Raw genomic sequence first — 26,938 nt, 5'->3', positions numbered from 1 at the left:
TGTTTTCACCCATATGCAATAGATAAGGCCATGCCAGTAGCATTAACAAACCAACGTATCCTGATCATAGATGATGACAGTTCAGTGCTGGTGTCGCTGGCTTTGCTATTGAAGCAAGCTGGCTATACCAGCGTCAGTTGCGATGACCCGCAGCAGGCCATGCAGATACTGGCGACACAGGAAATACACCTGGTTTTGCAGGACATGAATTTTTCTTTGCAAACTACCGGCGAAGAGGGGCTGGCTTTATTGGCAGACATCAAACGCATCTATCCCGCACTACCGGTTTTGTTGATGACAGCCTGGGGCTCGATCGCCCTGGCTGTCCGTGGCGTCAAACTGGGAGCGGCAGATTTTTTTACCAAGCCCTGGAATAACACGTCTTTGCAGGAACTGATACGTACTACTCTGGATATGGCTCAAGTTGCCACGCCTGGTAACGCGAGCCGCCAGACGCTGGATCAACAGTTCAATTTCAGCGACATCATCGGCGAGCATCCGGAGTTACTAAAGGTACTGGCGACCATAGGCCGGGTCGCCAAAACCAATGCCTCAGTACTGATCCTGGGCGAGAGTGGCACTGGCAAGGAATTGATCGCCGATGCGATACACCGCAACAGTCCGCGCGCCACTAAGCCCATCGTCAAGGTGAATATGGGGGCAGTGACGACGAGCTTGTTTGAAAGCGAAATGTTCGGTCATGTCAGGGGCGCTTTCACGGATGCCAAAAGTGACCGCAAGGGCCATTTCGCCATGGCCAGCCAGGGCAGTTTATTCCTCGATGAAATCGGTGAATTGAACCGCAATGACCAGGTCAAATTACTGCGGGTATTACAAAACCAAAGTTACCAGGCGGTGGGGGCCAGCAAGACCGAGCAGGCTGACGTGCGCATCATCTCAGCCACCAACCGCGAACTGGCAGAACTGGTTGCCAGCAATGAATTTCGTGAAGACCTGTATTATCGCCTGAACCTGATCACCATACGCCTGCCGCCTCTGCGTGAGCGCCGCAGTGATATCCCCTTGCTGGCAAATCGTCTCATGGTAGCTCTGGTAAATAGCTATGACATGGAGCCAGTCAGTCTTGCGCCATCTGCATTGCAATGGCTGGCCAGCAGGACCTGGCCGGGTAATATACGCCAGCTCAAACAATGTCTGGAACGTACCCTGCTGCTGGTGGGCAAGCCTGTGCTGGAGCAAAACGATTTCCTGTTTGCCGAGCAGCATGAAGAAGCGCAGGGGCAGGGCATGAGCATCGCTGGCATGACTCTTGATCAGGTAGAAAAGCTGATGATAGAAAAAGCCATGGAGCAGCATCACGGCAATATTACACGTGTGGCCAAGGCTCTGGGCTTGAGCAGATTTTCCCTGTACCGCAGACTGGAAAAACATCAGATCAGCACAAGTGAAATCGATGATGAGGAACGGCAATGAGCTTGAAGCGGCGTTTGCTGGCTTACCTGTTTCTTATCCATGGCATTTTTCTGGTGCTGGCTTTCAGCTTTTATCTTAGCCAGCCTTTGCTCATCGTCTGTCTTGAACTGGGCCTGGCTTGTAGCCTTACCCTGGGTATTTATCTGACCAATAAAGTCTTGCAACCTCTGGACTTTGCCCAGCAATTTCATGACCTCTTGCAAGATGAAAATTATGCCAGCCGCATCAAACCAGACAGTAATAAGGAAGTCAATGAACTGGTGGTCTTGTTCAATCGCATGCTGGAAGCCCTGTATAAAGAAAGGCTGGAGTTAGGTGAGCAGCGCGGCTTTCTGGATCGCTTGCTGGAAGCAACGCCCACAGCAGTCATCGTGTTTGATTTCGATGACAAGATCAGTTTGATGAATGTCAGTGCCCAGAATTTATTGGACGTGACAGAAAACGCAGGCTTGAGTTTGCAACAATTGATCCAGAAAAATGAAGCCACCGGTAGTATTGAATTACTGCAGCAACTGCAACAGTTATTGCCTGGTGAGAGTGCCGTCTATGGCGACACTGAAGGCAGGCGCTACCGCTGCCAGAAAAATCAATTTACAGACCGTGGCTTCAAACGCGATTTCGTATTGATAGATGAAATCACGGCAGAGCTTGCCAGTTCAGAAAAAGCCACTTATGAAAAACTCATACGGGTACTCGCACATGAAGTGAATAATACCGTCGCTGCAACGGGCTCGGTGCTGGAATCATTGTTATTTTACAGCGGACAATTACTGACAGAAGACAGTCATGATTTTGTCACCGCCATCGCTGCAGTAAGGAAGCGCAATGGTAATCTGGGTGAGTTCATAGAGAGGTTCACCCGCGTCGTCAAAATGCCAGAACCTGAGCTGAAGCCACATGATCTGGCTGCCATGCTGGATGGCATCATCTATTTATATCGCCAGCAATGCCATGAGCTTGGTATCAGTTTCAACTGGGTAGTGCGTGAAAATATCCCCCTGCAAATACTGGATGGGCATTTGATGGAACAGGCCTTATTGAATATCGTCAAGAACGCGATTGAAGCTGTAGAAACGTCCATCAAGCTTGGCTTGCAAGAGACTGGGTATGTCAAGCTTGAGCTCAGGCGGGATACTGATACGCAGGCCATACTTTTATCCGTCAGGGACTCAGCCAATCTTTTGTCAGATGTGCCACATGGGCAATTGTTCACGCCTTTCTTCACGACCAAAAAAGGTGGCCAGGGCATAGGCCTGATGTTTGTGCGTGAAGTCTTGAACCGGCATGGCTATAGCCATAAACTCATGGCGAATGGCCAGGGTGAGACCAGCTTTGATATCCTTATTGGATCTTAAATCGAGAAAATTCCAAGCTCATACGCAAATCTTCTATACGTCCTATAATGCAGCTCCATTCGGCTCATTCTGCCAACTATTTAGGAGATTTCCATGTCTATTTCCATGTACGCTGCCTCTGTCCCCGTCTTTAATCAGATGCTTGACAGCCTCAGCGATGTCCTGAAAAAAGCTGAAGCGCATGCGACAGCCAAGAACATCCCGGCAGAAAATTTCTTGCAGGCACGTTTATTCCCTGACATGCTGGCATTGACACGTCAGGTACAGATCGCTGCTGATTTTGCCAAAGGCGTAACCGGCCGTCTGGCACAAGCTGAATTGCCAGCTTACGAAGACAATGAACAAACTTTCGCAGAGCTGCAAGAACGTATCGCCAAAACCAAGGCTTTCATTGCAACATTGGATGAATCCAAATTTGAAGGCAGCGAAACTCGTAACGTCGTCCTGCGCCCTGGCACACCAAAAGAACAGACTTTCTCAGGCCAGGCGTATTTGTTGAACTACGGCTTGCCGCAGTTCTTTTTCCATGTGACGACGGCGTATGCATTGTTCCGTCATAACGGTGTGGAAATTGGCAAAAAAGATTTTATGGGTCTGCGTTAAGCTATTCTCGTAGGTTGGGCCGGGCCTCGCTAGGCTACGTTTTACCAGCCCAACACTCGGCGTTTCAATAGCGTATACGTTTGTTGAAGCCCAGTGTTGGGCTGATGCCCCGTAGCCCAACCTACACGAATTAAGCTGCCACTGCAAAACCCTGCACAGCCTTCTTCAGCCGCAAATTAAATACCAGCAGCGCAATCGAAGTAATAACACCTATCCCTCCAAACAAACTCCACATCAACATGGGTTGATGCATCTGCCGCGCCAGCACGGTATACGACCATCCCGACAACAGCCCGGCAAACAGATTGCCTAGTGCCATCGAGACGAAGTAATAACCCATGAACATCGCGGTTTTTCTTTTTGGAGCTATGGCTGCCACATATTCCTGACTCTTGGGTGAAGCGATCATTTCGCCCAAGGCAAATACAAACACAGCCATGCAGACGCTGACGCCGCCAAACAACAAGGCATTTGACAGACCTGCCATCCACAGGCTGAAGCTCAGCACGAGCGTACCCATGACCAGCACAGGTAAGGCTTTCCAGCGTTGTACATACGTGCTGATGGCAATTTGCAAGAGTACGACAGCACCAAAATCCAGATTGACGATGTATTCAGGATTGACCTGACGGTAAGTTTGACTCCAGTCTGCCGCCAGTTGCGCAGCACTGATTTTGCCTGCGTGCAACGCCTGCAGGCCAGACTGTAATTGTTCCAGCGGCGGCATGACTTTGTAGTTCACCAGTTCAAGGCGCAATTGTTCCAGTAACTGAGTATCTGCATATGCCCCCAGTTTGGCGGCCAGGCCTGGCAAGACGTTCGCCAATTGTTCTACATTGACGGCTGCCAGAAAATCCAGCGCAGCCGGGCTATATTTGCCTATCAGCAGGACCAGGTCCTGGGTATCGACAAAATCACGTATATACAAGGGCAGGGTAATGAAGAGCTGATTATAGATAGTCCAGAAGCCCGTCATGATGAGCAGGTAGATGACGAATTGCGCATTGCCTATGCGTATGCCCTGCTGGTACCAGTGTTGCTGACGGCCCGATTTGTTCAGCGCACTCCAGAGCAGGTTGATACCCAGCCAGCCCGCCATCGCCATGAAATATTGTGCATAGCTGATACCACCCTTGGCCGCGATCATGATGCCTATGATGGCCGGTACTACCAGCAGTGCCAGCCTGCCATTGCCCAGCACTTCCTGGGTTTCCAGCAAGACCTGGCGCAAGCCGCGCTGGTCGGTGCCAGTTTCGTGATGATCACCATCCTTGTACAGGAAAATCGCCGGTATGAAATTCAACAAGATCCAGAACGAGGACATGAGAAACACCATGTCCCAACTGATGGCGCGCACATAGCCAGCTACCAGTGGCCCCAGGAAACCACCGACATTCACCATCGTATAAAACACGCCAAATCCGAGACCGCGATTTGTGTCATCGGTAGTGCGGCCTATGGTACCGACCACCACCGGTTTGAAACAGGCAGCGCCGACAGCGACCGCCAGGAAGACGGCGCAGAAACTCCAGAAGCCATGCACCTGACCCAGCAGGAAATAAGCCGGACACATGATGCAAAAAGCAATCAGGAACATGCGCCGGTAACCATAGCGGTCGGCCAGTGCGCCGGTAATCACTGGCAGCAGATACAGCAAGAAGGGGATCATGCCTTGCAAGAAACCGCGCTCCTGGTCATTCAAACCCAGGCCACCTTGTGATACCGGGCTGGTCATGTATAAAGAGGACAGTGTGAAAAATCCATACCAGGCCAGGCGTTCAAAAATTTCCATGCTGTTCGCGACATAGAAATTTTTATGGAAAGGACTGCGGCCCGAAGAGGGTGAGGTAGTGGACATAGGTAGTTTTAAATTTCCAGCTCAAAGATCTTGGGTGCATGGCTAATGAAGCTATAGCCATCAGCGAGTACGACTACATCATCTTCTATGCGTACACCACCATAGCCGGGGATATAGATGCCGGGTTCTATGGTGACGACGTAGTTTGCTTGAAACATGTCCTGGCAGACCGGACTGATGAAAGGTTGTTCATGCAATTGTATGCCTACGCCATGACCCAATCCAGTACTGGTATAAGCGGCAAATTCCGAGGCCTGCAAAACATTGCTGGCTGCACAACTGGTGACGGTAGCTAACTGACCGGCATGCAGACTATCCAGTGCAGCTTGCTGTGCTTGTTGCACGATGCGGTACATATCGCTTTGTTGCGAGTTGGCCTTGCCAGCGACAAAGCTGCGCGTCATGTCCGAGCGATAGCCATTCACGACTGCACCAAAATCAATGACGATCAGATCGCCCTCACTCAAGGTTTTGGCTGACGGTATGCAATGTGGCAGGGCAGAGCGTGGGCCAAAACCGACTATGCTGGGGAAAGACAAACCTTCAGAGCCCAGTTTTTGCATGCGGTATTCAAGTTCAAGTGCAAAGTCACGTTCGCTGACGCTTATGCAGAGCAGAGGCATGCAGTCATGCAAGGCCTGGTCTGCAATCGCAGCTGCCTTGCGGATTTGTGCTATCTCCCATGCATCCTTGATTTTGCGCAATTCCTCTACTACGCCAGCACTGGACGTGCATGCAATGCCTGTCAACTCTTGCGCTATGCCTGACCATGTCTGCAAAGTGATATGTCCTGCTTCAAACAGCAGGCTGGTAATGTGCTTTTTATCGAGCACCTGGCGTATCGCCTGCCCCAGGCTTTGCTGATCACGGTTGCGACATATGATCTGACATTCGACGCATTCTTCTTCAGCCTGTTCGATGAAGCGATAATCAGTAATCAGAAAGACCTGATCCATCGTGACTATGCCATACGCCGCTTCACCAGAATAATTGGTGAGATAGCGCAGATTGTCGAGCGAGAAAACCAGTAAGGTTTGCTTCTCCTCAATGGACATGCGCTGGCGTAGTTTACTCAGTCTTTGTTCAAATTCGGCTTTCATCGGAATATGAATCCTTGTATCAGTGGATCTTGTGGGTCCAGATAAAAAGTACTGCGTCCTGTCACGTGGGCACTACCCTCCACGCGCGGGATGATGGCGCTGTGGTAGCCATAGCTTTGCGGATGATAGGCGGCTACCTTGAACTGGCTGCCGAGTATGCTTTCTATGATGATGTTCTCTCCCACCCGCAAAGCGCCACGTGCATGCAGGATGGCGGCCTGGCCGGACACGCCGCTGCCTGTCGGGCTGCGGTCCAGTTCGCCGTCGGCAAAAATGCAGACATTGCGGCTATGCACGCCCGGTGTGGTGGATGGAGCAGAAAAGATGCAGCCATACAGAAAGCTGAGTTCATCATCAAAAGGGTGATGTATCGGTATTTGCGCCTGCACCGCAGCCTTGATGCTGCGCCCCATGGCGATGATCTGCCGGTGGTTATCAGCGGCCAGTGACAGCCCCAGGCTGGGCGCATCCACATAGGCGTAATAAGCGCCACCATAAGCCAGTGTGACATTCACCTTACCCAGATCAGGCACGTCAACTGCTACGTCCAGGGCGGCGACAAAGGAAGGTACATTGTCAAAATAGGTGCGTGTAACTTTGCCGGCAGTCATTTCGGCATAGGCAGTGATTTGTCCGGCCGGCACATCTATCTTGATGGTAGTCATGGGCCCGGTGCTGACCACCACACCGGCTTCCAGTGCCACCCTTGTCAGGGCGATGATGGCGTGACCGCACATGGTGCTATAGCCTTCGTTATGCAAGAACAGCGCACCAAAATCGCTGTCCACTCGCTCAGCGGCGACGATGATGCAACCATACATATCGGCATGGCCACGTGGTTCAAACATCAATGCCGTACGTAAATGATCGTAATGTGCCTGGCAATATTCACGCTTGTCGAGAATGCGTTTGCCCGGCAGAACCGGAAAACCAGCCGTGATGATGCGCAAGGGCTCGCCGCCGGTGTGGCAATCCAGACTGCTGATCTGCAAGATATCAGACGATGGTCGCCAACTCGAAAAAGCCATGGCTTGGTTTGCACTTGGCATGGTCACGCTCCTGCTCAGAATTCTGCTTCAAAAGTGTTGCTTCAAACGCGTCAGCTTAGAGTGCGTGAGCATGTCTGTCTTGACGGTTTGCCTGTTCCCTTGCGTGGAAATTGGCACAGCAAAAAAATATTTTGTCTGCTTAAAATTTCCGCAAATGTTTACGTATATTTAAAATATATTTATGATATATTAAAAATGACATGGGCAGTTTCACTGGAAATCAGTGAAGAAATGTCAGTGAGCTCTAGCAGGACAGCAGAGCTGGCGTCATCAAAAAAGCAGTAAAAGATGTCGCCTCAGAATAAGCACGCAGTTTGTAATCCAGGCGGTTTGTGCTTTGGCCAGCTAATTCACACAAGGGATTAGGAAGCAGCAAACAACACCACTGACACTGTGCAAGCGAGAAGAGCTGCGCGAGCTTCACATTCCAGGCAATACCCAACTCAGTAAGCAAGAAAATAAGCAAGAAAATAAGCAAGAAAATAAGCAAGAAAATCAAGAAATATTATCCAGATCCGGAGCAGACAAAATGAAAGAAAAAGTATTATCCCATTCGCTGAGACTGATGTTCGCCAGCGGACTAGGTTTGAGTATTATGGCTGGCGCCAGCCAGGCGCAAGATACAACAGCGCCCATGCAGCGCGTGGAAGTGACAGGCTCATCCATCAAACGCATTAATCAGGAAACTGCCTTGCCTGTGCAGACCCTGTCACGCGCTGACATAGAAAAAAGTGGTGCGACCAACGTCGAAAGCCTGATCGCTGCTTTACCCAGCATGCAAGGGTTCAGCACTGCCAATCAAACCATCAATGGCGGTGGTGGCGGTTTGCAAACTGCTTCCATCCATAATATTGGCGCTGCTTACACTCTGGTCTTGTTGAATGGCCACAGACTGGCTTCATATGGTGCGGGTAGTACTGTTAACCTGGCCAGTATTCCTTTGTCTGCGGTTGAACGAGTGGAGATTCTGACGGATGGTGCATCGACACTGTATGGCTCAGATGCGATCGCTGGCGTCGTCAATTTTATTTTGCGCAAGAATCAGACTGATGCGGCTGTTGATTTCAGTTATACCCATCCGCAAGAGTCGGGTGGGAAATCATATCGCATCGGCATTTCCAAAGGCTTTGGTGATTTGGAGAAAGATGGCTATAACGTTTTGCTGTCGTATAGTCATGACGAGCAAAGCATGCTCAATGCCAATCAACGTTCGTTTGCTGATACCGGCGTCAGAAGATTTTCAGCCAATGGAAAAAACTATGCGACCTGGTTTTTGTCAGACAATTCCAGTCCATCGATAGCGCAGTTGAATTTCAAGAATGGTGCAGACCCCATTTTGTTCTCACCCAACTATTTGAAAGACAAAACCTGCGGGCCCAATACCTTCCAGGTAGAAAACCGTTGCCGCTACGATTATGCATCGACAGTGCAATTGATACCCGAATCAAAACGCGACAGTCTGTTTTCTTCGTTAAATTACAAACTCAATAGCGACACCACTATTTTTGCTGAAGCAGTCGTTTCCAACTTCAAGCAAACCGGTCGTTATGCACCGGCTGCACAGCCTTTGAACCTGGGTCTGGACAGCCCTTTGTTCGCCAAATATGTAACGCCTTATCTGGCTGGTCTTGGTGTTAATCCTGCTGATCTCGATTCAGCCAGAATGCGCCTGCGTATTTCTGATGCCGGTGGCCGTAATACTGCCTACACGACGGAAGCACAGCATCTGGTGCTGGGTGCAGAAGGCAATGCCTTTGGTTTTGACTATAACTTGTCGTACACGCATTCCATCTCCAAGCGCATTCGTGATTTTGCCGGTGGTTTTTTGAGCAAGGACAAATTCTACGCCATAGTTGATAGCGGCAAATACGATCCTTTTGCACCTGCTGGTTCTTCTGCTGCGATTCTGGCGCCAGCAGTCTTGCATGAAAACTGGTCCAGCTCCAAGAGTACACTGGATGTATTAAGTCTGCGTGGTTCACGCGAACTGTTCGCCATCGGCAGTGGTAAATCACAACTGGGTCTGGGTGTCGATTTCAGCAAGCAGCGTTATGACTACTTCGCTACGCCCATAGGTATGGGCACCAATGCCCTGCAACCAAATTATACTGATGCACCTCTGGGTGATTCTCCTGGTGATTTGCCGATTGCCGCCAGCCGTAAAAACTGGGGTAGCTTTGCAGAACTCTTGCTGCCCATCAGCAAGCAATTCGATGTGACCGCTGCGCTGCGCTACGATGATTACAGTGCCGTCACGAATACTGCCAATTTTGATGAACAGGGCAAGCCTATTGCTTCTGCCACGCAAGGTAACAAGGCTGACAAACTGACTTACAAACTGTCTGCTGCTTACCGCGCATTTGATAATCTCTTGTTGCGTGCTTCGTATGGTACGGGTTTCAAGATGGCCAGCATGAGCGATATCACATCACCGCTTATCCATAGCGGCAATACTGGCGGCACTTATCCTTGCCCGGTGAAATCACCAGATCCACGCGCTGTAAATTGCATGGGTTCTACCCAGTATGATGTATTGACTGGTGGTAATCGTTTGACCGGTGAAAACGGCTTGAAGCCGGAAGAATCCAAGCAAGCCAGTATGGGCATACGCATAGAACCTACATCCAGTCTGTCCCTGGGTCTGGACCTGTGGGATGTGAAAATGTCTAACCAGATCGCGCAATTGCCCGAAGCCATTGTCTTTGGTCACCCTGAGCGTTATCAAAACCTGTTCTCGACGTTCTATGAGCCAGGTCAGGGCGGCAATATCCTGGTCGGCACCCTGCCATCCTACAATATCGCCAATGCGCATTATCGCGGTATAGACTGGGATCACAGCTTCAAGACCGCTACACCTTTGGGCAAGCTGGCTTTGAACTGGACAGGTACTTATATGCTGATGTCTGACTTTGACATTCCTGGCAGCCCGACTGTGCGCAGTGTTGGCCGCTATGATGAAAATAACGCAGTAGCTTTCCGCGTCATCAGCAAGCTGGTGGCGACGCTGAAGACTTCAGACATTTTCACCCACGCCCTGACGATGAATTATCGCTCTGGCTATCACGATGCTTCAGCTTCTGTGCGTGAAGTAAATGCGAATGGCAGTTTTGGTGATTTTGCCACGGTCAAGCGCGATGTTTCTTCTTACACTACCTTTGACTGGCAGACGCGGGCGCAATTGCGCAAAAACCTGGCCCTGACTGTGGGTGTGCGCAATCTGTTCAACGTCAACCCGCCTTTGTCACTGAAAGAAGGCAATGGTGACCAGGTTGGTTACGATGGCCGTTATACCGATGCACTGGGCAGGACTTTCTATCTGACCGGTTCGTATAACTTCTGATCGGCTTGAACTAATCCGTACCCTGCAGAGTACTTTGATGGAGCAGGGTACGCTTAGTGCTGCAAATTGAAATAAGCGTAAGCCAATGCTGCCGCGATAAACAGGCAGATATAAATACCCAATGCAGAACCCTGGTTTTGCGCTGGGCTGCCTGGGCGGCGGGGTTTGTCAGTTTTGGCTGCCGGTTTCCTCTTTTGGTCCGTATCTGCTGCCATCAAGGCCAGGATGGGGCCGGGATCAAGTTTGACCAGCTTCGCATATGCGCGTGTGAAGCCTTTGACTATCGCCGCCTCAGGAAGGGCGGGATAGTCGTCTTTTTCCAGCGCGATGATTTGACGTGGTGCCATTTTCAATTGCGCCGCTACTTGTTCTATCGACCAACCCAACGCAGTGCGTCCCGCAGCCAGTTTGGCACCGGGGGAAGCAGCCAGTCTTTGTGCTTCGGCTTCCATCAAATCTGCTGCAATTGGCTGGCCCAGGCGAGATTCAATCAATTCCTGATAATGAAACGTACCTGTAACTTCTGACAGAGCAGGCTGACTATGTTCAGAATCTTTCATTACCCTTGCCTCATATATAACAATTATCCAAAACAATTGCAAAAATGCAAGCCATTGCATAAATGGCAGCAAACTATAACAATGAACTGAGCAGTGAACCGGGCAGATCATGCACGAGTTCATACCTGCGGTGCTCTACTATTTGCAAAGGCAGAAATCGATATTTAATTGATATCAAGTGTCGCACTTTGTCGCAATGTATGCTGCAAACAGCAAAACTTGGCCTCGCTGAGTCGCCGATTTCATGAGAATCGGGTAAGCTGCGAGTTCATGTTGACATGGCAAGATATTAACTTGGTGGTCGTTACAACAAATAATCATTTATTTGCGCAATTGATACCATAATTGTTGCCAGAGTCAGCATAAAAAGCACTGTCGTAAGATTATCTCAAACTGCCTGTTCAGGATACTAATTTTATAGGCGATACAAAATGGTTTTGGAGTGCCACTAATGATTAAAATTGCCGTTGTTTCTTACAATAACGAAGCACCAGCCGATCCGGTTTCTGCGGTATTCGGCCCGGAACCAGCTACGATAGGACGAAATGTAGAGAATTTCCTGGCTCTGCCCGACCCTAAACACTTTGTTTCTCGTACCCAGGCCAATATCTGGAGTACTGGCGGCCAGCATTTCATTAATAACCTGAGCCTGGCTAATCCCGTCTCTATTAATGGCAAGGAAATAGTGGCAGAAACTGCTGTTGAATTTCATGCAGGCGATCAAATACAGGTAGGTTTGTACGTATTGCGGGCAGAAGCTGTTGAGTCAACTGAATCAACTGAATCAGCTGAATCGACAAGCAGTCCTGTTGCCGTTGATGCAGTAGTGCAGGCGGAAGCTGTGCCTGATGTACAAAAAGACCACGTAAGTGATGAAGTAAAAAGCAATGAAATAAAAACAAATATCCAGGCAGAAGTCCTGCCAGCAAGTCAACCAGCAGTACGCCTGCAAGCAGGAAAAGACAGTTCTCCAGCACAACCTCCGCAATTTTTGTTGCGTCCTGAAGCGAGTACTTCACAGACAGGTGCAGCCGTTCAGACTGAAACCGTGGTTACTGATGCTCAGCCCTTACAGGCAAGTGCTACAAAACCCGACCTTGCAAAAGCCGGCAGCGCAGCAGGCAATGCCACGGCTAATGCCAATGAGCTTATTCAAGCTTTTTTGCAGGGAGCAGGTCTGCAACAATTGAATCTTTCGTCCGGTCTGACCGTGGAGCTGATGGAAACCCTGGGCAAATTCATGGCAACTTCGGTTCAGGGGGCGATGGAAGAGCTTTCACAGCGTGCCTTACTCAAGCGTGAAGTGAAAGCAGAAGTAACCATGGTTGTCTTAAGGGAAAACAATCCTTTAAAATTTTTCCCTGACAGTAAAACTGTGCTGACCCAGATGCTGCGTAAAAAGATGCCAGGTTTTATGGCACCGGCAGAGGCGATGGAAGATGCTTTTTTTGACATACGTACCCATCAGATGGGAGTGGCTGCAGGTACCCGCGCCATTACGGATGCTATCCTGAAGACCTTGCAGCCCAGCCATGTCGAAGCGCAATTGGGTACGCCAGGCCTGATGGACCAGATCAACCCGGCACGCCGCAAGGCAGCCATGTGGGATCAGTTTAATGCCTTGTATGACGGTATTTCGTCAGGTAAGAAAGATGAATTTCAGGCGATGTTTGGCAAGGAATTTTTGCTCGCCTATGAAAAAGAAGTAGAAAAAGCAGAGTCAAACCGCTAGTTTTCTGTGCATAAACCTAACCTTAGCCTAGCCATGCATCTGGACACTGCGCAATTTACTGCCATTGGTACCCGCAAAACCAATGAAGATGCACTGGCCTGGGCAAATGAGGACGAACTTGCCTGTTTTGTCCTGGCCGACGGTACGGGTGGCCACTCCGGTGGTGAAATCGCGGCCAGGCTGGCGATTGATGCTGTCATAGAAAAATTCGTGCAGGAAGCCTCGTTCAGTGCCAGGGCCTTGCGCTCTTACCTGGATTGGGCCATTTTGAAAGTGGCACAAAGCAAGCACGATAATCTGAGCCAGCGGGAAATGAGCACCACCATCGCCGCGATACTGATAGACCAGAGTAATCGCTGTGCCTTGTGGGCGCATATGGGGGATACCAGGATCTACCAGTTTCGTCAGGGCAGGATCAAGGCGGTATCAAAAGACCACAGCCAGGCTCAGCGCCTGGTTGATGCAGGTATGGCCGACCAGTCGCGCATACGCCAGCATCCTCATCGTAACAGGCTGTTTGCTGCCATAGGCGCAGAAGGCGACAACGCCCCCGAAGTGACGGCAGATGCCCTAGAATTACATAACGGTGACGCCTTTCTCATGTGTACTGATGGTTTTTGGGAGTGGGTACATGAGCATGAAATGGAATTTTGCCTGGCAACGACCAACAGTAGCGAGGCCTGGTTAAGTAAAATGAATGCCATTGCAGAAAAAAATATTAGTACGTCAAAGGCAATTAACAGGGATAATTTCTCGGCTTTTGCAATTTGTCTGTATGACGAACAGGTAAAACGCTGAATTAACGCGAACCGGAAGCCGGGAATGTGAATAACACGCCGCTTCTGCTTCAATAAAAAAACTAAGATCCGAGTCAGCCTTGAACACAGAAAAAGTACTCGCCACTGCAGCACCAACTGCATTTCATGCAGGTACCGAGAATTGTCTCGCTGTCGGCACGCGGCTAAATGACTTTGAAATCACCGGTGTTTTGGGTGAGGGTGGCTTTGGTATTGTGTATCTGGCCTTTGACCATTCCCTGCAACGCACAGTTGCCATCAAGGAATACATGCCGGGAGCGCTGGCCGGCCGTTCTGCCGATACCAGTGTGACGGTCAGGTCAGAGCGTCACAAAGCCACTTTTGAAGCCGGTTTGAAGAGCTTTATCAATGAGGCGCGCCTGCTGGCACAATTTGATCACCCTTCGCTGGTCAAGGTGTACCGCTTCTGGGAAGAAAACAAGACCGCCTACATGGTCATGCGTCATTATGACGGCCATACCCTCAAGCAAATCGTCAATAAGCGCCCGAAGCTGGTGACTGAGGCCTGGCTGAGGTTCATCTTCAAGCAGATACTTGAAGCGCTGGACACCTTGTACCGCTCAAAAATCCTGCACAGGGATATTTCACCTGACAATATCATCGTGCAAAAGAATGGCGTGGCAGTCTTGCTGGACTTTGGTTCTGCCCGCCAGATTATTGGTGACATGACACAAGGCATGACGGTTATCCTCAAGCCCGGTTATGCGCCTATAGAGCAATATGCTGACGATGTGGAAATGCCCCAGGGATCCTGGACGGATATCTATGCGCTGGCAGCTGTCATGTATTTCGCCATCATGAAATCACCACCGCCAATATCGGTAGGCCGTGTCGTGAAAGACACCATGATGCCCTTGCAGGATGGCGAGCATGCGGGCTTTAGCACCAAGTTCCTGAAAGGCATAGACCTGGCGCTGGCAATACAGCCGCAAGATCGCCCGCAAAGCATGGATGAATTCCGCCAGCTGTTGGGGATCAGTTCCTTTGCATCTGTACGCAAATCGCGCAAGGGCCGGGAGGAGCATGCTGCGGGCATCGCAGAGGGACAGGATCATCAGGTCCATGCATTGCCCGTCAAGGATGTGGCAGCCGTCAAAACACACAGGCCGGAAACCAGGACTGCAGAAGGTGGGGCAAGCGCGCAAGCAAAGTCTGGCAAGCTTTTGTTTCCCATGTTGGCAGTAGCTGCAGTACTGGTACTGGTAATCGCCTATTTAGCCAGCCGCCAGGGAGCGAACAAGCCTGGCCAAACGCTGCTTGCTGCTCCAGCCCCCGCCTCTACTGCTGCATCTGCGCCGCAGTCAGTGCCTGCTCCGGCATCTGCTGCCGTGGCTGCTCCAGCAGAAAAGCCTGCAGTAGCCGCTGCCAGCAATGCCGCCCCTGCAACTGCCAGCGCGGTAGAAGCGGCAGACAAGCCAGATCCAGAAAAACTGGCATGGGACAAGCTCAAGGACGATAATACTGTTACGCTGGAAGCGCTGAACGCATTTTTGCAGCAATACCCGCAGGGTAAATTTACCGATGTTGCACAAGCGCGCCTGAAGGAAGTGAAAGCGGCCAAGGCTGCGGCAGCCAGCAAGCTTAACCTGAAGCTGGCAATCAAGCCCTGGGGCACGGTTTTTGTTGATGGCGTACAGCAAGGGGCCAGTCCGCCTCTCAAGCATTTAAGTCTGGCTGCAGGCAAGCACAAGATCAGGGTAACCAATCCTGGTTTCCCCGATTTCATTACCGAAATCGAAGCAGGGAAAAGTAATACTGCAACCATCGAACATGAGTTCACGAATAAGTAAAGTGCAAGAAAAATGAATAAATTAGCCCAAATGCTGTATGTGACGGGCCTGGTGGTGGTGTGTACCATCTTGCAGGGCTGCGAAACACCGCCCAAACAGGCTCCTGCTCCCAAGCCTGTTGTGAAGCCAAAAGAACTTCCGCCACCGCCACCACCGCCACCAGTGGAGCCGGCAGTCCCTTTGCTGAGCTCAGATGTGCAAGCCTTGAAAGATGGTACGGCGCTGTATGATGGTGGTGACTACAATGGTGCCATCAAAAAACTGAGTGGCAATGAAATCTGGAACGGGCATAACAAGGACGTGCAATTAAGTGCCCTGAAGCTCATGGCCTTCAGCTACTGCGTTACATCCCGCACGCAGTTGTGTCGCCAGCAATTTGACAAGGCCCTGAAGCTGGACCCGGCTTTCAATTTGTCTGCTGCTGAAATCGGCCATCCTGTCTGGGGACCGGTATTTTTGAAATCAAAAAATGCAGTCAAGGCACCAGCCCCAGCCAAGAAAAAAGAAAGCACCGCAGTAACCAAGTAAGCAAAAATAAGCGGTAAGTGAGCCTGTGTGTGAATAACTGCTACCGGCACAAAATATGCCGGTAGCAGGTATTAATCACGACCAAATGGTGCATCGACCGCATGGCTTTGGCCCGTGAACCAGCGTGGCCCCTGTTCTGTCATATAGAAATGGTCTTCCAGGCGTATGCCAAATTCGCCTTCTATGCAGATCATGGGTTCATTGCTGAAACACATGCCAGCTGCCAGTGGGCGCATATTGCCCTTGACCAGATAAGTCCATTCATGAATGTCCAGGCCTATGCCATGGCCAGTGCGGTGCGGCAGGCCAGGTAACTGATAGTCAGGGCCAAAACCGGCGGCAGCCAATACCTTTCTGGCGGCTGCATCAACTTGCTCACACGGCACGCCGATTTGTGCCGCATCAAAGGCTGCTGCCTGGGCGGCTTTCTCCAACTCCCAGATATCGCGCTGACGCTGGCTGGGTTTGCCAAACACATAGCTGCGAGTGATGTCCGAGTTATAGCCATGCAGCTTACAACCGGTATCGATGAGTACCATGTCCCCTTCACGCAGGAATTGTTCGCCGTCCGGGCCATGTGGCATGGCGGTGGCTGCACCAAAACTGACGATGCAAAATGTGGATGCGCTGCCACCATAAGCGCGGTGTGCCTGGTCAATAAATCGGGCGACTTCAAAAGAAGAAATACCTTCATGCAAAATTTTTGCTGCCTTCTTTTGTACTTCCAGCGTCAGGTTCTTGACCTTTTGCATGATGGCCAGCTCCGCTGCTGATTTATGCATGCGGCATTCAGCCGTGATGCTGGCGGCATTGATGATTTGTGCCAGCGGCAAGACACGGCGCAAGCCATCGAAGACAAAGAAGGGCGCGTTTTCATCAAGGGCGATTGTGGCTGTTTTATAACCAGCATCCAGCAAGAAGTTTTTGATCAGCAGGCAAGGGTCATCTTCTTCTTGCCACAGGCGGATGTCGGCATCTGCGCCAAGGGTTTCACGCAACTTGGAATCTTCAAAGGCCGGGCAGAGATATGTCAGCCTGGCGTCCGGTGTCATTACAACGGCAGTCAGGCGCTCACTGGGGTACCAGCGCAGGCCGGTGAAATAATACAGGCTGCTGCCAGCAGGCAGGATCATGGCATCAACGCCATGATCCTGCATCAGTCTGGCAGCTTTTTCTACTCTGGCCTGGCGCTCTGCTGCGCTGATGGGGCTGACATCGCTCAAGTCTGTCTGGATGCTGGCTAATTCTGTGGCTGCTGTGGAACCGCCTATGCCAAAGTTCATATTTCTGCCCATGCTAAAGAAAAAAGAGGGGTCAGCATAAGGTCTCTTGCCAGGATTGTCTTGATCATTTTCACTCTACATCATGCGGAAATGGGCATAGGAAAAACAAATCCCGGCGCTGTACACGCCGGGATTCATGGATAACTCCCTTCACAAGACAGGATGCTATCTTTTTTGCTTATTTGAATTTATAGCTCAAATTCAAATAGACATAACGTCCGCGCGGATTGCCCCAGCTAGAGTTGTAGCCCATGCTGGAGGTCGCATCAAATGAAGGATCGCGATTAAACAGATTATTCGCACCTGCGCGCAACACCATATTTTTCCAGCCTGAATACGACATGGATGCATCTATCGTCGTCATAGGCGATACCACGCCACCATTGGTGTAGAGATCGTACCAAGAGTTGATGACCAGGTTAGGCGTGCGGTCTATGCGGAAACCAGCAGTATAATTTGCCCGTGTTGTCGCCGACCATGGACCCATATCCCAACTGACCCCGAGATTTGCCAGCAAGCGCGGGTTATTATATTCACCCGTATCACAAGACGTATTGTCGGGACAGTTGATATACACATTGTCCGCCAATAATTTGGTGTTGTACTTGATGGTATAGGTGGCTTCACCGGAGATCTTGAATTTGCCAAAGTTTGGTGTGCGCAGGGTGTAGGCAAAATCTGCATCTATACCAGAGGTATGTGCTTCAAAGCGATTGACGAAACCCGTGGTTAGCGCTTTCAGTTGGCCGCGCAATGGACCCAGGCGTGCTTTGTCTGCTGCAGACAAAGTTGCATAGGCAGCGATGTCTTCTGGTGTAACTGCGGCACGGGTGACGTTGGCCTTGTAGGCGCCATCTTCATTACCCAGGACTGTCACTGTATCAAGGACATCAATCTTGTTGCTCCATTTGATGTCAAAGTAAGTCATGCCCAGGCTCAAGTCCTTGATAGGCTCAAACACAAAACCGATATTGTATTGATTGGACTTTTCGGGCTTCAAGTCCTTGGTCCCGGCATTTTTTGTATTGACCTGGGTGCTGCAAAAGCGATCAAAATAAGAATCCCCGCCAACACAGCGTTTGATATCGTTGACTGTATAGAAAACGTCACGACCCTGGCTGAAGCGTTGCGGCAACGACGGTCCCACCATGCCGGTACTGTAATTCGCGCGTAACAGGAAGGTTTTATCCGCGTTCCATAAGACACCCAGTTTAGGGTTGGTGGTGTTACCGGCCAGTTCATAGCGATCATGACGGACAGCTGCTTGTACTTCAAGATTCTTTAACACAGGTATGCGCATTTCGCCGTACAGGGCTGACAGTGATTCTGAACCACGTATGGCAGGAAGCACAGCGTATTTTGCCAGCAGACCCTGTTGCCAGTCACTTGAGGGATTGTAATCCAGTGAATTCTTACGGAATTCGGAGCCTATGGAGACGCCAATTGCACCACCTGGCAAGCTACCGAATTCTGTAGAAGTTTGCAGCTTGATCGAGTCAGACTTGCTCTTGGCTTTGACATACATATTGCCAGCCAGCTCATTGATCAGGGCAGCCGGGTTTTTGTTTGCGCCGAAAGGATTGTAGCGGCCATCTTCTATGGCTTTATTGAAGGCTTCCAGCTTGTAGGAGCCCAGAGTAGTGGCATTAGTGTCTTCCACAGTATGGGCAAGTGTTACTGACCAATCCCACGTGCCAACCTGGCCTTTCAATCCGCCAACCAGCCACAGGGTATTGAGATCCGTTTCCAGGCCGCCTTCACCAGGAAAGTTGGCTCTGATCGTCACAGTCTTGCCATAAGTGTTGAAGGGATTGCTGGCGGGGACAGAAATATTGCCGCGGTCGCGGTTTTGCAGCCAGGATGTTTCGCCGTAGATGCGTTTGTGATACTTGGTCACAAAGGCTGAAGCAAATGCCGTCATCTCCGGACTGATGTCCCAGTTGGCATTGAGCGTTCCACCAAAGCGCTTGGTGGGTTTGACCAGGTCGGAAAACTCGGCAGTGCCGTGCAAGCAGCCATTCCGGATCGCGGATGGAAACCAGTCTGCGCCGCTAGGGTAGGGCATCTGGGCGCTTTTGGCACATTCAGGATCAGGGAACCGGTTTGAACCAATGGCCAGTGTGCCTGGGCCCGCCTGTCCATTGGCGATCGCGCCATAGACGTTGGCATACTGCACGCCGCCGGGTTTGTTGGTGAAGTCTATATGATTGGCCCAATCACGATCCACACCACGTATGCGTTTTTGCTCTTCAGCCGATAAGCTGTACGAAATATTGTATTTATCCGTTTCGCGGTTACCGAAGCCGCCAGTCAGAGAGAATTTGCTGACATCGCCACCACCGCTTGTCGTTTTACCATAGCCGGCGCTGACCTCAAATCCTTCATAGTTGCTACGCATGATAAAGTTGATGACACCACCTACAGCATCTGTGCCATAAATGGCTGAAGCACCATCCTTGAGCACTTCTATGCGTTCAATTGCAGCCAGGGGGATGGAGTTGATGTCGACCGATGTAAAACCGTCAGAATCATCCGAACCCGAAACTGGCAGGCGATTACCATTAAGTAAAATCAAGGTGGGCATGCCGCGCAGGCTGGCAGTTGCCGCACCATTTCTGAAATTATTGCCGTCCGTGAATTCTGAGCCATTGCCACCAGCAGAAGTCAGGTTGCGCATCAAATCAAGCACTGACTCTGCACCGGAGCGCAATATCTGTTCCTTGGAGATAACGGTAATAGGCGAAACACCCTCCACTTCCAGGCGTTTGATATTTGAACCGGTCACGACCACTTTTTGTACTGGCGCAGCATCTTGTGCATAGCTGCTTTGTAGTCCTATCAGTGCCAGGGAAATGGCCAATGCGGATTTTTTCATGTTGGGTAAAGTTTTCAAAGTATGCTCCATAGTTTTGAGGTTGCCCTCAGTCTCACCATTCAATCCCTCAAATGAACAGCCACCTCCATTTCACTTTGCGTCAGCACGTGTGCATGGATATCTTTCGGGTCTGGCTCTTGCTTTTTCTGTTACCAGCCAGGCCAGCCTTCTCTTTATGTAGTGCAAATTCATGTTCAGTTTTTCACCCTGCTTTAAGCGGCAGCAGTGGTTTTTTCTGCCAGCATGTCATTGCTGATCACTACCAAAATCTGGGTGAAAAACAAGAAATCCAAATTCTGGCGGGACTCAAATGTACCAATATAAATATATTTAAGGTATATTAATAAAATATTTGAGACATATTTACAACGAACTGATATCAAGATATAAATCTTGTTTGCAGAAGAGAAATGAAAAAGGAGACGGAGTTGAAAATCAGAAATAGTGGGGTGCTGGTCTTGCCTTTGCTGGCTTTAGGACTGGCCGCCTGTAGCACGAATCCGCAGCAAATATCTGCTCAACGTGACCTGGAGCGCGATCAGCAAATACAAAAAGTGCTGACGCATGTACATCAGTGCAGCCCGACCCTGAGCTTGCGCTCGCAAGCCTTGACGCCAGATGATGAACGCAAGTCTTGCCAGATGCTGGGCGCGTTGGAGCAGCAGTTCCATGGTATTTTCGGCACGGCAGGCAAGCCGGTAAAGGATGACCATAACGGCAGCCTGAGGGCCAACATCTATCAGTCCAAGGAAGACTTCATCAAATATGCGACCCAGCATTTTGATATGCCTACCAATAATGGCGGCATGTATCTGGAGGGCTATCCAGAACGTCCGGGTAATCAGGCCGAGTTTGTAGCGAACCAGAAAAAAGATGGAAGCATCCTCAATCTGGGTCATGAGTACGTACATTATCTGGATGGGCGCTTCAATCTGTATGGCGACTTTTGTGCCAACCTGCATGACTCGCATGCGCCACCGGAAAACTGTGCCAAGCCTGCGCCACTGACACCTTACCTGGTGTGGTGGACAGAAGGCATCGCAGAATATGTGTCCAAGGGCAAGGATAATCTACCAGCCATCAAGGTTGCCGCTGAAAAGAAATATGCATTGAGCCAGTTATTCGATACGGGCTATGAAAACAATAATGGGACGGAGAGGGTATATAGCTGGGGCTATCTGGCCGTGCGTTTCATGATGGAAAAACACAGGCCAGAGATAGACAAGATGCTGGTGTTTACACGCAGTGGCGATTATCCGCGCTATCAATCCCTGGTCAGGTCCTGGGGTACCAGCATGGATAAAGAGTTTGCTACGTGGCTTGATAGTCTTGGCAAAGTGTAGTTAAAAGAATGAGGCCAAGCACTCGCGCCCGGCTTCATTTTTATTAGGACTTGCGCAAAATCGCCCCAGCTGCGTTACAGCGCCTCTCCTAGGAGCCGCGTACTAAAGTACTGTCTTCGTCGCCGCGGTATAGTCGGGGTTTCAGACAATGTTTTGTCTGCCGACGTAGCGAACCTCCCTTGTAAGGGAGGTTTCCTAAAGCGATAGGTGCAGTTGGGGTTTCGGACAACATGTTGCCCGCCAACGCAACGAACCTCCCTTGCAAGGGAGGTTTCCTAAAGCGATAGCCTTGCTGGGACAATTCTGCGCAAGTCCTAACTTATTTTTCAGTAACCAGCAGATTTTGATTTTCTAGGTACAGGCACAAAATCAAATTGCCACTTGATGGGAGCTGACTGATCATTGACTTTGACAGCCTGGCTCAGCGCCGGTTTGATGCTGCCCAGATTAGGGTGCCAAGCCTTGATTTCGTAATTGCCATCTGGCAGTTTATCGAGCATGGCAGAGCCGTTCTGGTCGGTCTTGACGAAGTAGGGTGTATCGAGCACCAGTACATAGGCACGCATCCAGTTATGCAAGAGGCAGTAGACGATGACGATGCCGGGTTTGTCGAAGATGACGGGTGGTGGCACCACGCCGCGCTCGTACGTCTTGATCTCAAATTCCTTGATTGCCGAGAATGATTTCACATGATGTTCCATCTTGTCATAGTTGGGGAACTTGACTTGTGAGCCCGTGCGTATCGCCGTTACATATGGTGAAAACTGCATGTCACTTTGCGATATTGTGGCTTCTGTTTTCTCTGATGCAGGCAAGGGTATACCTGTCGGTGTCGCGTACACCACCACATCACTCATGGGGTTACCATTTTTATCGACAGCCTGGAAATTCAGTTTGGCAGCATGCGCCAACATGGGCGAACTTGCTGCCAGCATCAGTGTCACCGTCTGCGCCAGGGTGAGTAAGGTACGATACTTTTGCAGAAATAATGGATTCATCTTTTTTCCTGTCTTTACATTGCTCATTTGGTGACGATAGGACGCTGCATGGGTGCCAGTTTGGCGATCAGCTTGTTTTGTACTGATGATGGTACTTCATGTTTTTCCATGGCGATTTGCAAGTCCTCTGCCAAGGCATTGAAATGAGCATTCGTGACTTGCATATCCTTGTGCGCCTCTGCCATGCTGCGGCCACTGTATTTGCAAGGGCCACCGCTGAGCTCACAGAATTGCTCGGTCAGCAAACTGGCCAGTCTTTCAGTATCCGTTTCCTTGAAAGCCTTGTTGATGCGTACGTCGTCCAGCACGATGGCGACGAAGGAGTTGACGAAAGTGCTAATGCCAGTTTTGCCGCCCAGGCTTTGGTACAGGGCGTCACTGCCGGTTTGCGCGTGGGCAGACAAGCTGGTGAGCAGGAAGACGCTGATGGCGATTTTGCCGATACGGGAGAGAATTGTATTCATGATGTGATCTTTCTAATGTGTATCTGTCAGTGGGCGCTTAGAATCCGGCTTGCAGGGACAAGTACCAGCCACGCTGATTTTTTGGATTGAAAATGGTGATGTCGCCCAGCGTCGCATAGGCAGCGGTGACAGACACATTTTTGCCCGGGAACCAGGCGATGAAGACATCGTAATAATCTTTTTCATTATCCACGCCGAGATTGCGCGGCTTCATGCGATATTCAGCACCGACAGCCAGTTTGCGGTTGATCAGGTAAGCGACTGAAGTTTCCAGCATGGGTTTATAACTGTCTTTCTTGTCGCCACCAAAGCCCAGTATGCCCATCTGGTTGGCCTTGGTCATGCGCACCGTGCCGTTCAGCAGCAGGCTTTGTTCCAGCAAGATCTTGGTGGCCGAAACATAATAGTCAACACCGCTGTCATCCTTGGCACCGAGTTGTTTGACGTTCGTCACACCCAGTGCACCCAGACCACCTATGCCCTTGTTGCGCTTATACATGGCACCGACGGCAATTTGTGGCATCCAGCTGTCTTGCTCATATACAGCATCGCCAGCGACCTTGATTTTGACACCCAAAATATCCTGTTTGATATTCAGGGCGTTCAAGGGTGCCAGTGAGCCGGTAAATTCCTGGCTGGCGAGCGACAGCTCTACCCGGTCGGCGATGCCGACAGCGACGCCATAGGTTTTCAGGCTGTAATCCTGAGTGTTGACCTGGGTGTAGTGGGCATTGGCACCATAACTGTCACGGGTGCCGTAACCAGTGATCAAAGCCCATGGAGTGAGGCCACCACCACCGGCACCTTCGAGCTGGCTGACGCCGCCGGTGGCAATGAGTTTGCCCATGTCCGGCTTCATCATGTCCTGAGCCTGGCTGGCCTGCATGCAGGCAGCACTGCTGCCCAATAAAGCCAGAGCGACGAAGTTTTTCTTTATTTGCATCATATTTCCTCTTGATCAAGCGGCAATTTCGCACGGAAAACCGTGCATCTGCTCTATATACGAAGATGACTGAAAATCAGATTCAGAATTGATGCAAAAAAGGAGAAAAGTATTACTGTTTTGGCTTGGGGAAAACGATATCGCGTTTCATCGGTGCCAGCAAGGCCATCAGGCGGTTTTGCGTGGCAGGCGGGATAGCCAGTTTATCCATGGCGAGTTGTACATCTTCTGCCAGCGCAAAAAATTGTGCAGCATTGATGCCCAGACCCTGATGCACGGTTTTCATGTCGTCACCAGTGTATTGACAAGGGCCTGCACTGATGACGCAAAATTGCTCTTTCAGTAATTGTGCCAAACGGGGAATATTGGTTTCCTTGAATGAGGCTTTGATACGCTCATCCTGCAGGATGATGAGCAAGGCTTCATCAACGATCTGACTGACACCGCTCTCACTTCCCAAGGCCTGATACAGAGTTTGCGGTGCCAGTTGGGCATAGGCAGAAGAGGTAGCCGTCGCTGCGGTGAACAGAAAAAATGCCAAAACAGTAGCAGGTTTAATGATGTTCATACGCATCCCTCAATTGCCGATTTGCAGTGACAAATACCAGCCACGCTGGTTTTTGGGATTGAAGGCGGTGATGTCACCCAGATGGGCATAAGCCAGTGTCAGGGATACTGCCTTGCCCGGGAACCAGGCCAGGAAGGCATCGTAATAAGCTTTTTCATTATCCAGCACCAGATTGTGCGGCTTGCTGCGGTATTCCAGACCAGCCACCAGTTTGCGGTTGATCAGGTAGCCCAGTGACACCTCAGGCAAGAGCTGATAGCGATTGCGCTTGTCACCACCAAAACCCAGCAAGCCCATTTGATTGGCTTTGCTCAGACGTACAGTGCCGTTGAGCAGCAGGCTGTGATCCAGTATCAGCTTGGTGGCAGACAGATAATAATCCACGCCAGTGTCACCCACCGCACCCAGTTGTTTGACACTGGTGACGCCCAGTGCCTCCAGACCTTTGACTGCGTGATTACGCTTGTACATGGCACCGATGGCGACCTGAGGTTGCCAGTTGTCCTGATCGGTAACCAGGTCGCCAGCGACTTTGAGTTTGATGCCGACGATGTCCTGCTGTAATTCCAGCTTGTCCAAAGGGGCCAGACTGCCATTGAACTTTTGTGTTGCCAGAGACATTTCCAGCCTGTCGGCGATACCCACAGCAACACCATAGGTGTGCAAGCGATAATCTTGGGTACTGACCTGGGTGATATGCGCATTGACACCATAGCTGTCTTCACTGCCGTAACCGGTAATGGTCGCCCAGGGCGTCAGGCCACCGCCGCCTGCACCTTCGAGTTGTATGACACCCCCGGTAGCCAGCAACCTGCCTTTGTCGGGCAGGGGCAGACTCTGTGCAGTTGCGGCACTGTGGTATGCAAGGCAGCCTGCTAGCAGGCTGGCAATGAGCTTGGGTTTCTGGTACGGCATGAAGGCAATTCTTGGCGGCTTGTCCCGGTAATCCAGCTTGCGGCTGGTGCTGGGTTTCTTTATACAAGTTAGTCAGATGTTGCACAAGACCAATTAACGCTTTGCCACAAGTGTGTCGGATTTGTGAATTGCAGCTTCCCTGACTGCAGGTTTGAGTCTGGCTTGTGCTTTTGCCTGGCCAAGTCTGGCAGCTTCCTGCAAATCGGCCTGCTCTTGTGCACCTTGCAGCATAGCCAACTGGGTGAACAGATTCAAGGCCAGGTGATAGTCATGTCTGTCGAGGGCGACATCGGCAAGAACGCTGATGGTCAAGGCATAATTGCGCGAGCCGGTTAACCTGGATAACTGTTCCAGTGCTTCATGCAACATCTGGTCAGCCGCATCGAGTGAACCCATTTTTCGCAAAGTGTCGCCGATTTGCATCAGGCAATTCCCTATGCTGGGTGCCCAGCCCGTAGGTTTGGCAAGCTTCAATGCTTTTTGCAGCCATTCAAGCGCGGTTTCAAAATCATCTGTCTTGCTGTAGCTGTAACCTATATTCGCCGCTGTCAGGATGGCGCGGCGTATCTGGCCAGAATCAAGACAGGCTTGATATGCCTTGCTTAAATGCGCCACAGAATCGTCCAGCTGACCATTTAAGCCCGCATGCAAACCGAGAAAATCGTCCATCAAGGCCGCCAGGCCAGGATGGATTTCCCTGGGGAGGTTTCTGGAGCCGAAATGGCGGTCAAAATAAGACTTGGCCAATTTGTCGTCGCGCATGACTGCAACCCTGGCCAGGGCGGCAGCCGTACATTGCTTGCGCAGGACATCGTCCCCCTTGCTGGCTTCATCGATGGAAATGGCCATCTCTATGTCACATTCAACATGCTTGCCCTGATCCGAGAAGATGAAGCCCAGTATGCGGTGGGCGTCGCTGAGGGCAGCTGGATCCAGATGTACGTCGGGGTGGCGGAGTATGGCGTGGATGATGGCCGCCGCACTGTCAAGGTCGGCATGCAGCCATTTTTCTTCTGCCCTGATCAATTGCAGGCGCAGGTAAACCAGAGCCTTGTCGGTGTCTGTCCTGGCTGAGTTGTTCAGTAATTTGCTGACCTGCTCGCACAAGTTCAGGGCACGACTACTATCGCGCTGACGCAGGTGCCAGGCCAGTGTGAGCAACTCGTCAAGTTGTTCTTGCACCACCATTCCGGTCAAACGCTGCTCTAACCGCGTAACTTCACTATCGGTGGCGTATAAGTCCATGGTATGTTGGTTGCTCAAAAGAAATTTTTCATGAGAGTAACCGATTCAATTAATAAAAGAAATGGATGAAAAGTTAAGCTGACATTAGTATTCGAACTGGTCCGGCCAGTTCATTTACCACAATACGCAAGATTTAA

Annotated in this window: 21 protein-coding genes; 9 read left to right on the top strand and 12 right to left on the bottom strand. The window is 50.7% G+C overall.

Annotated features, from left to right (window positions below):
- The first annotated feature begins 30 nt into the window (after positions 1-30).
- The 3 genes from AC07OI_RS00995 to AC07OI_RS00985 all read left to right on the top strand — a co-directional run bounded on the left by AC07OI_RS00995 (position 31) and on the right by AC07OI_RS00985 (position 3,392).
- Complete coding sequence (locus tag AC07OI_RS00995; RefSeq protein WP_495255993.1) at positions 31-1,434, top strand: sigma-54-dependent transcriptional regulator; 1,404 nt, start codon at positions 31-33, stop codon at positions 1,432-1,434.
- Positions 1,431-2,789 (top strand): sensor histidine kinase, encoded by a 1,359-nt coding sequence (locus tag AC07OI_RS00990; RefSeq protein WP_495255992.1) that lies wholly within the window; start codon positions 1,431-1,433, stop codon positions 2,787-2,789. The genes AC07OI_RS00995 and AC07OI_RS00990 overlap by 4 nt, the downstream gene beginning before the upstream one ends.
- A 93-nt stretch (positions 2,790-2,882) precedes the next feature.
- Positions 2,883-3,392: a DUF1993 domain-containing protein gene (locus AC07OI_RS00985; RefSeq protein WP_492703805.1), complete on the top strand. Its 510-nt coding sequence runs from the start codon at positions 2,883-2,885 to the stop codon at positions 3,390-3,392.
- A gap of 130 nt (positions 3,393-3,522) precedes the next feature.
- Here the strand turns inward: AC07OI_RS00985 and AC07OI_RS00980 are convergent, their stop codons facing one another.
- From AC07OI_RS00980 to AC07OI_RS00970, 3 genes are read right to left on the bottom strand one after another with little or no spacing between them, the layout of a single operon-like run.
- The gene (locus AC07OI_RS00980) at positions 3,523-5,250 is read right to left on the bottom strand and encodes an MFS transporter (protein ID WP_495255991.1); all 1,728 of its coding nucleotides are present in this window, start codon (positions 5,248-5,250) and stop codon (positions 3,523-3,525) included.
- An 8-nt stretch (positions 5,251-5,258) separates the two neighbouring features.
- Positions 5,259-6,350: a M24 family metallopeptidase gene (locus tag AC07OI_RS00975; RefSeq protein ID WP_495255990.1), complete on the bottom strand. Its 1,092-nt coding sequence runs from the start codon at positions 6,348-6,350 to the stop codon at positions 5,259-5,261.
- On the bottom strand, positions 6,347-7,399 hold the full coding sequence (locus tag AC07OI_RS00970) for a proline racemase family protein (RefSeq protein WP_495255989.1): 1,053 nt from the start codon (positions 7,397-7,399) through the stop codon (positions 6,347-6,349). The genes AC07OI_RS00975 and AC07OI_RS00970 overlap by 4 nt, the downstream gene beginning before the upstream one ends.
- Positions 7,400-7,928: 529 nt before the next feature.
- Here AC07OI_RS00970 and AC07OI_RS00965 point away from each other — a divergent pair.
- Positions 7,929-10,739 (top strand): TonB-dependent receptor, encoded by a 2,811-nt coding sequence (locus AC07OI_RS00965; RefSeq protein WP_492703801.1) that lies wholly within the window; start codon positions 7,929-7,931, stop codon positions 10,737-10,739.
- 53 nt (positions 10,740-10,792) lie between these two features.
- Here the strand turns inward: AC07OI_RS00965 and AC07OI_RS00960 are convergent, their stop codons facing one another.
- Complete coding sequence (locus AC07OI_RS00960) at positions 10,793-11,299, bottom strand: helix-turn-helix domain-containing protein (protein WP_492703800.1); 507 nt, start codon at positions 11,297-11,299, stop codon at positions 10,793-10,795.
- 451 nt (positions 11,300-11,750) lie between these two features.
- On the opposite strand from AC07OI_RS00960, the gene tagH reads away from it, so the two are divergent.
- From tagH to AC07OI_RS00940, 4 genes are all read left to right on the top strand, one after another.
- A complete protein-coding gene (gene tagH, locus AC07OI_RS00955; RefSeq protein WP_495255988.1) occupies positions 11,751-13,031 on the top strand; it encodes a type VI secretion system-associated FHA domain protein TagH in 1,281 nt (426 codons plus the stop codon).
- A gap of 33 nt (positions 13,032-13,064) precedes the next feature.
- Positions 13,065-13,829: a PP2C family protein-serine/threonine phosphatase gene (locus AC07OI_RS00950; RefSeq protein ID WP_495255987.1), complete on the top strand. Its 765-nt coding sequence runs from the start codon at positions 13,065-13,067 to the stop codon at positions 13,827-13,829.
- Positions 13,830-13,908: 79 nt separating this feature from the next.
- Positions 13,909-15,639 (top strand): serine/threonine protein kinase, encoded by a 1,731-nt coding sequence (locus AC07OI_RS00945; RefSeq protein ID WP_492703797.1) that lies wholly within the window; start codon positions 13,909-13,911, stop codon positions 15,637-15,639.
- Between the two features lie 12 nt (positions 15,640-15,651).
- Complete coding sequence (locus AC07OI_RS00940) at positions 15,652-16,167, top strand: TssQ family T6SS-associated lipoprotein (protein WP_495255986.1); 516 nt, start codon at positions 15,652-15,654, stop codon at positions 16,165-16,167.
- Between the two features lie 71 nt (positions 16,168-16,238).
- Here AC07OI_RS00940 and AC07OI_RS00935 read toward each other — a convergent pair whose 3' ends face one another.
- Complete coding sequence (locus AC07OI_RS00935; RefSeq protein ID WP_492703795.1) at positions 16,239-17,450, bottom strand: M24 family metallopeptidase; 1,212 nt, start codon at positions 17,448-17,450, stop codon at positions 16,239-16,241.
- Between the two features lie 178 nt (positions 17,451-17,628).
- Positions 17,629-20,343, bottom strand: a complete 2,715-nt coding sequence (locus AC07OI_RS00930; protein ID WP_492703794.1) for a TonB-dependent receptor — start codon at positions 20,341-20,343, stop codon at positions 17,629-17,631.
- A gap of 410 nt (positions 20,344-20,753) precedes the next feature.
- On the opposite strand from AC07OI_RS00930, the gene AC07OI_RS00925 reads away from it, so the two are divergent.
- Positions 20,754-21,668 (top strand): collagenase, encoded by a 915-nt coding sequence (locus tag AC07OI_RS00925; protein ID WP_492703793.1) that lies wholly within the window; start codon positions 20,754-20,756, stop codon positions 21,666-21,668.
- A 326-nt stretch (positions 21,669-21,994) separates the two neighbouring features.
- On the opposite strand, the gene AC07OI_RS00920 is transcribed toward AC07OI_RS00925, so the two are convergent.
- The 6 genes from AC07OI_RS00920 to AC07OI_RS00895 all read right to left on the bottom strand — a co-directional run bounded on the left by AC07OI_RS00920 (position 21,995) and on the right by AC07OI_RS00895 (position 26,801).
- Entirely contained in the window at positions 21,995-22,666 is a 672-nt protein-coding gene (locus AC07OI_RS00920; protein ID WP_492703792.1) for a cupredoxin domain-containing protein, read from the bottom strand.
- A 23-nt stretch (positions 22,667-22,689) separates the two neighbouring features.
- Positions 22,690-23,130, bottom strand: a complete 441-nt coding sequence (locus tag AC07OI_RS00915; protein WP_492703791.1) for a group I truncated hemoglobin — start codon at positions 23,128-23,130, stop codon at positions 22,690-22,692.
- A gap of 37 nt (positions 23,131-23,167) precedes the next feature.
- Positions 23,168-24,016: a DUF3034 family protein gene (locus AC07OI_RS00910; RefSeq protein WP_495256344.1), complete on the bottom strand. Its 849-nt coding sequence runs from the start codon at positions 24,014-24,016 to the stop codon at positions 23,168-23,170.
- Positions 24,017-24,185: 169 nt separating this feature from the next.
- Complete coding sequence (locus tag AC07OI_RS00905) at positions 24,186-24,641, bottom strand: group I truncated hemoglobin (protein ID WP_495255985.1); 456 nt, start codon at positions 24,639-24,641, stop codon at positions 24,186-24,188.
- Positions 24,642-24,650: 9 nt separating this feature from the next.
- Positions 24,651-25,556 (bottom strand): DUF3034 family protein, encoded by a 906-nt coding sequence (locus AC07OI_RS00900; protein ID WP_495255984.1) that lies wholly within the window; start codon positions 25,554-25,556, stop codon positions 24,651-24,653.
- A 93-nt stretch (positions 25,557-25,649) separates the two neighbouring features.
- On the bottom strand, positions 25,650-26,801 hold the full coding sequence (locus AC07OI_RS00895) for a tetratricopeptide repeat protein (protein WP_492703788.1): 1,152 nt from the start codon (positions 26,799-26,801) through the stop codon (positions 25,650-25,652).
- Between the last annotated feature and the right edge of the window lie 137 nt (positions 26,802-26,938).

The organism is Undibacterium sp. GW821-FHT07F11 (assembly GCF_059418665.1).
Note: the sequence above shows the minus strand (reverse complement) of the source record. Positions and strands in the feature narration are given on the sequence as shown.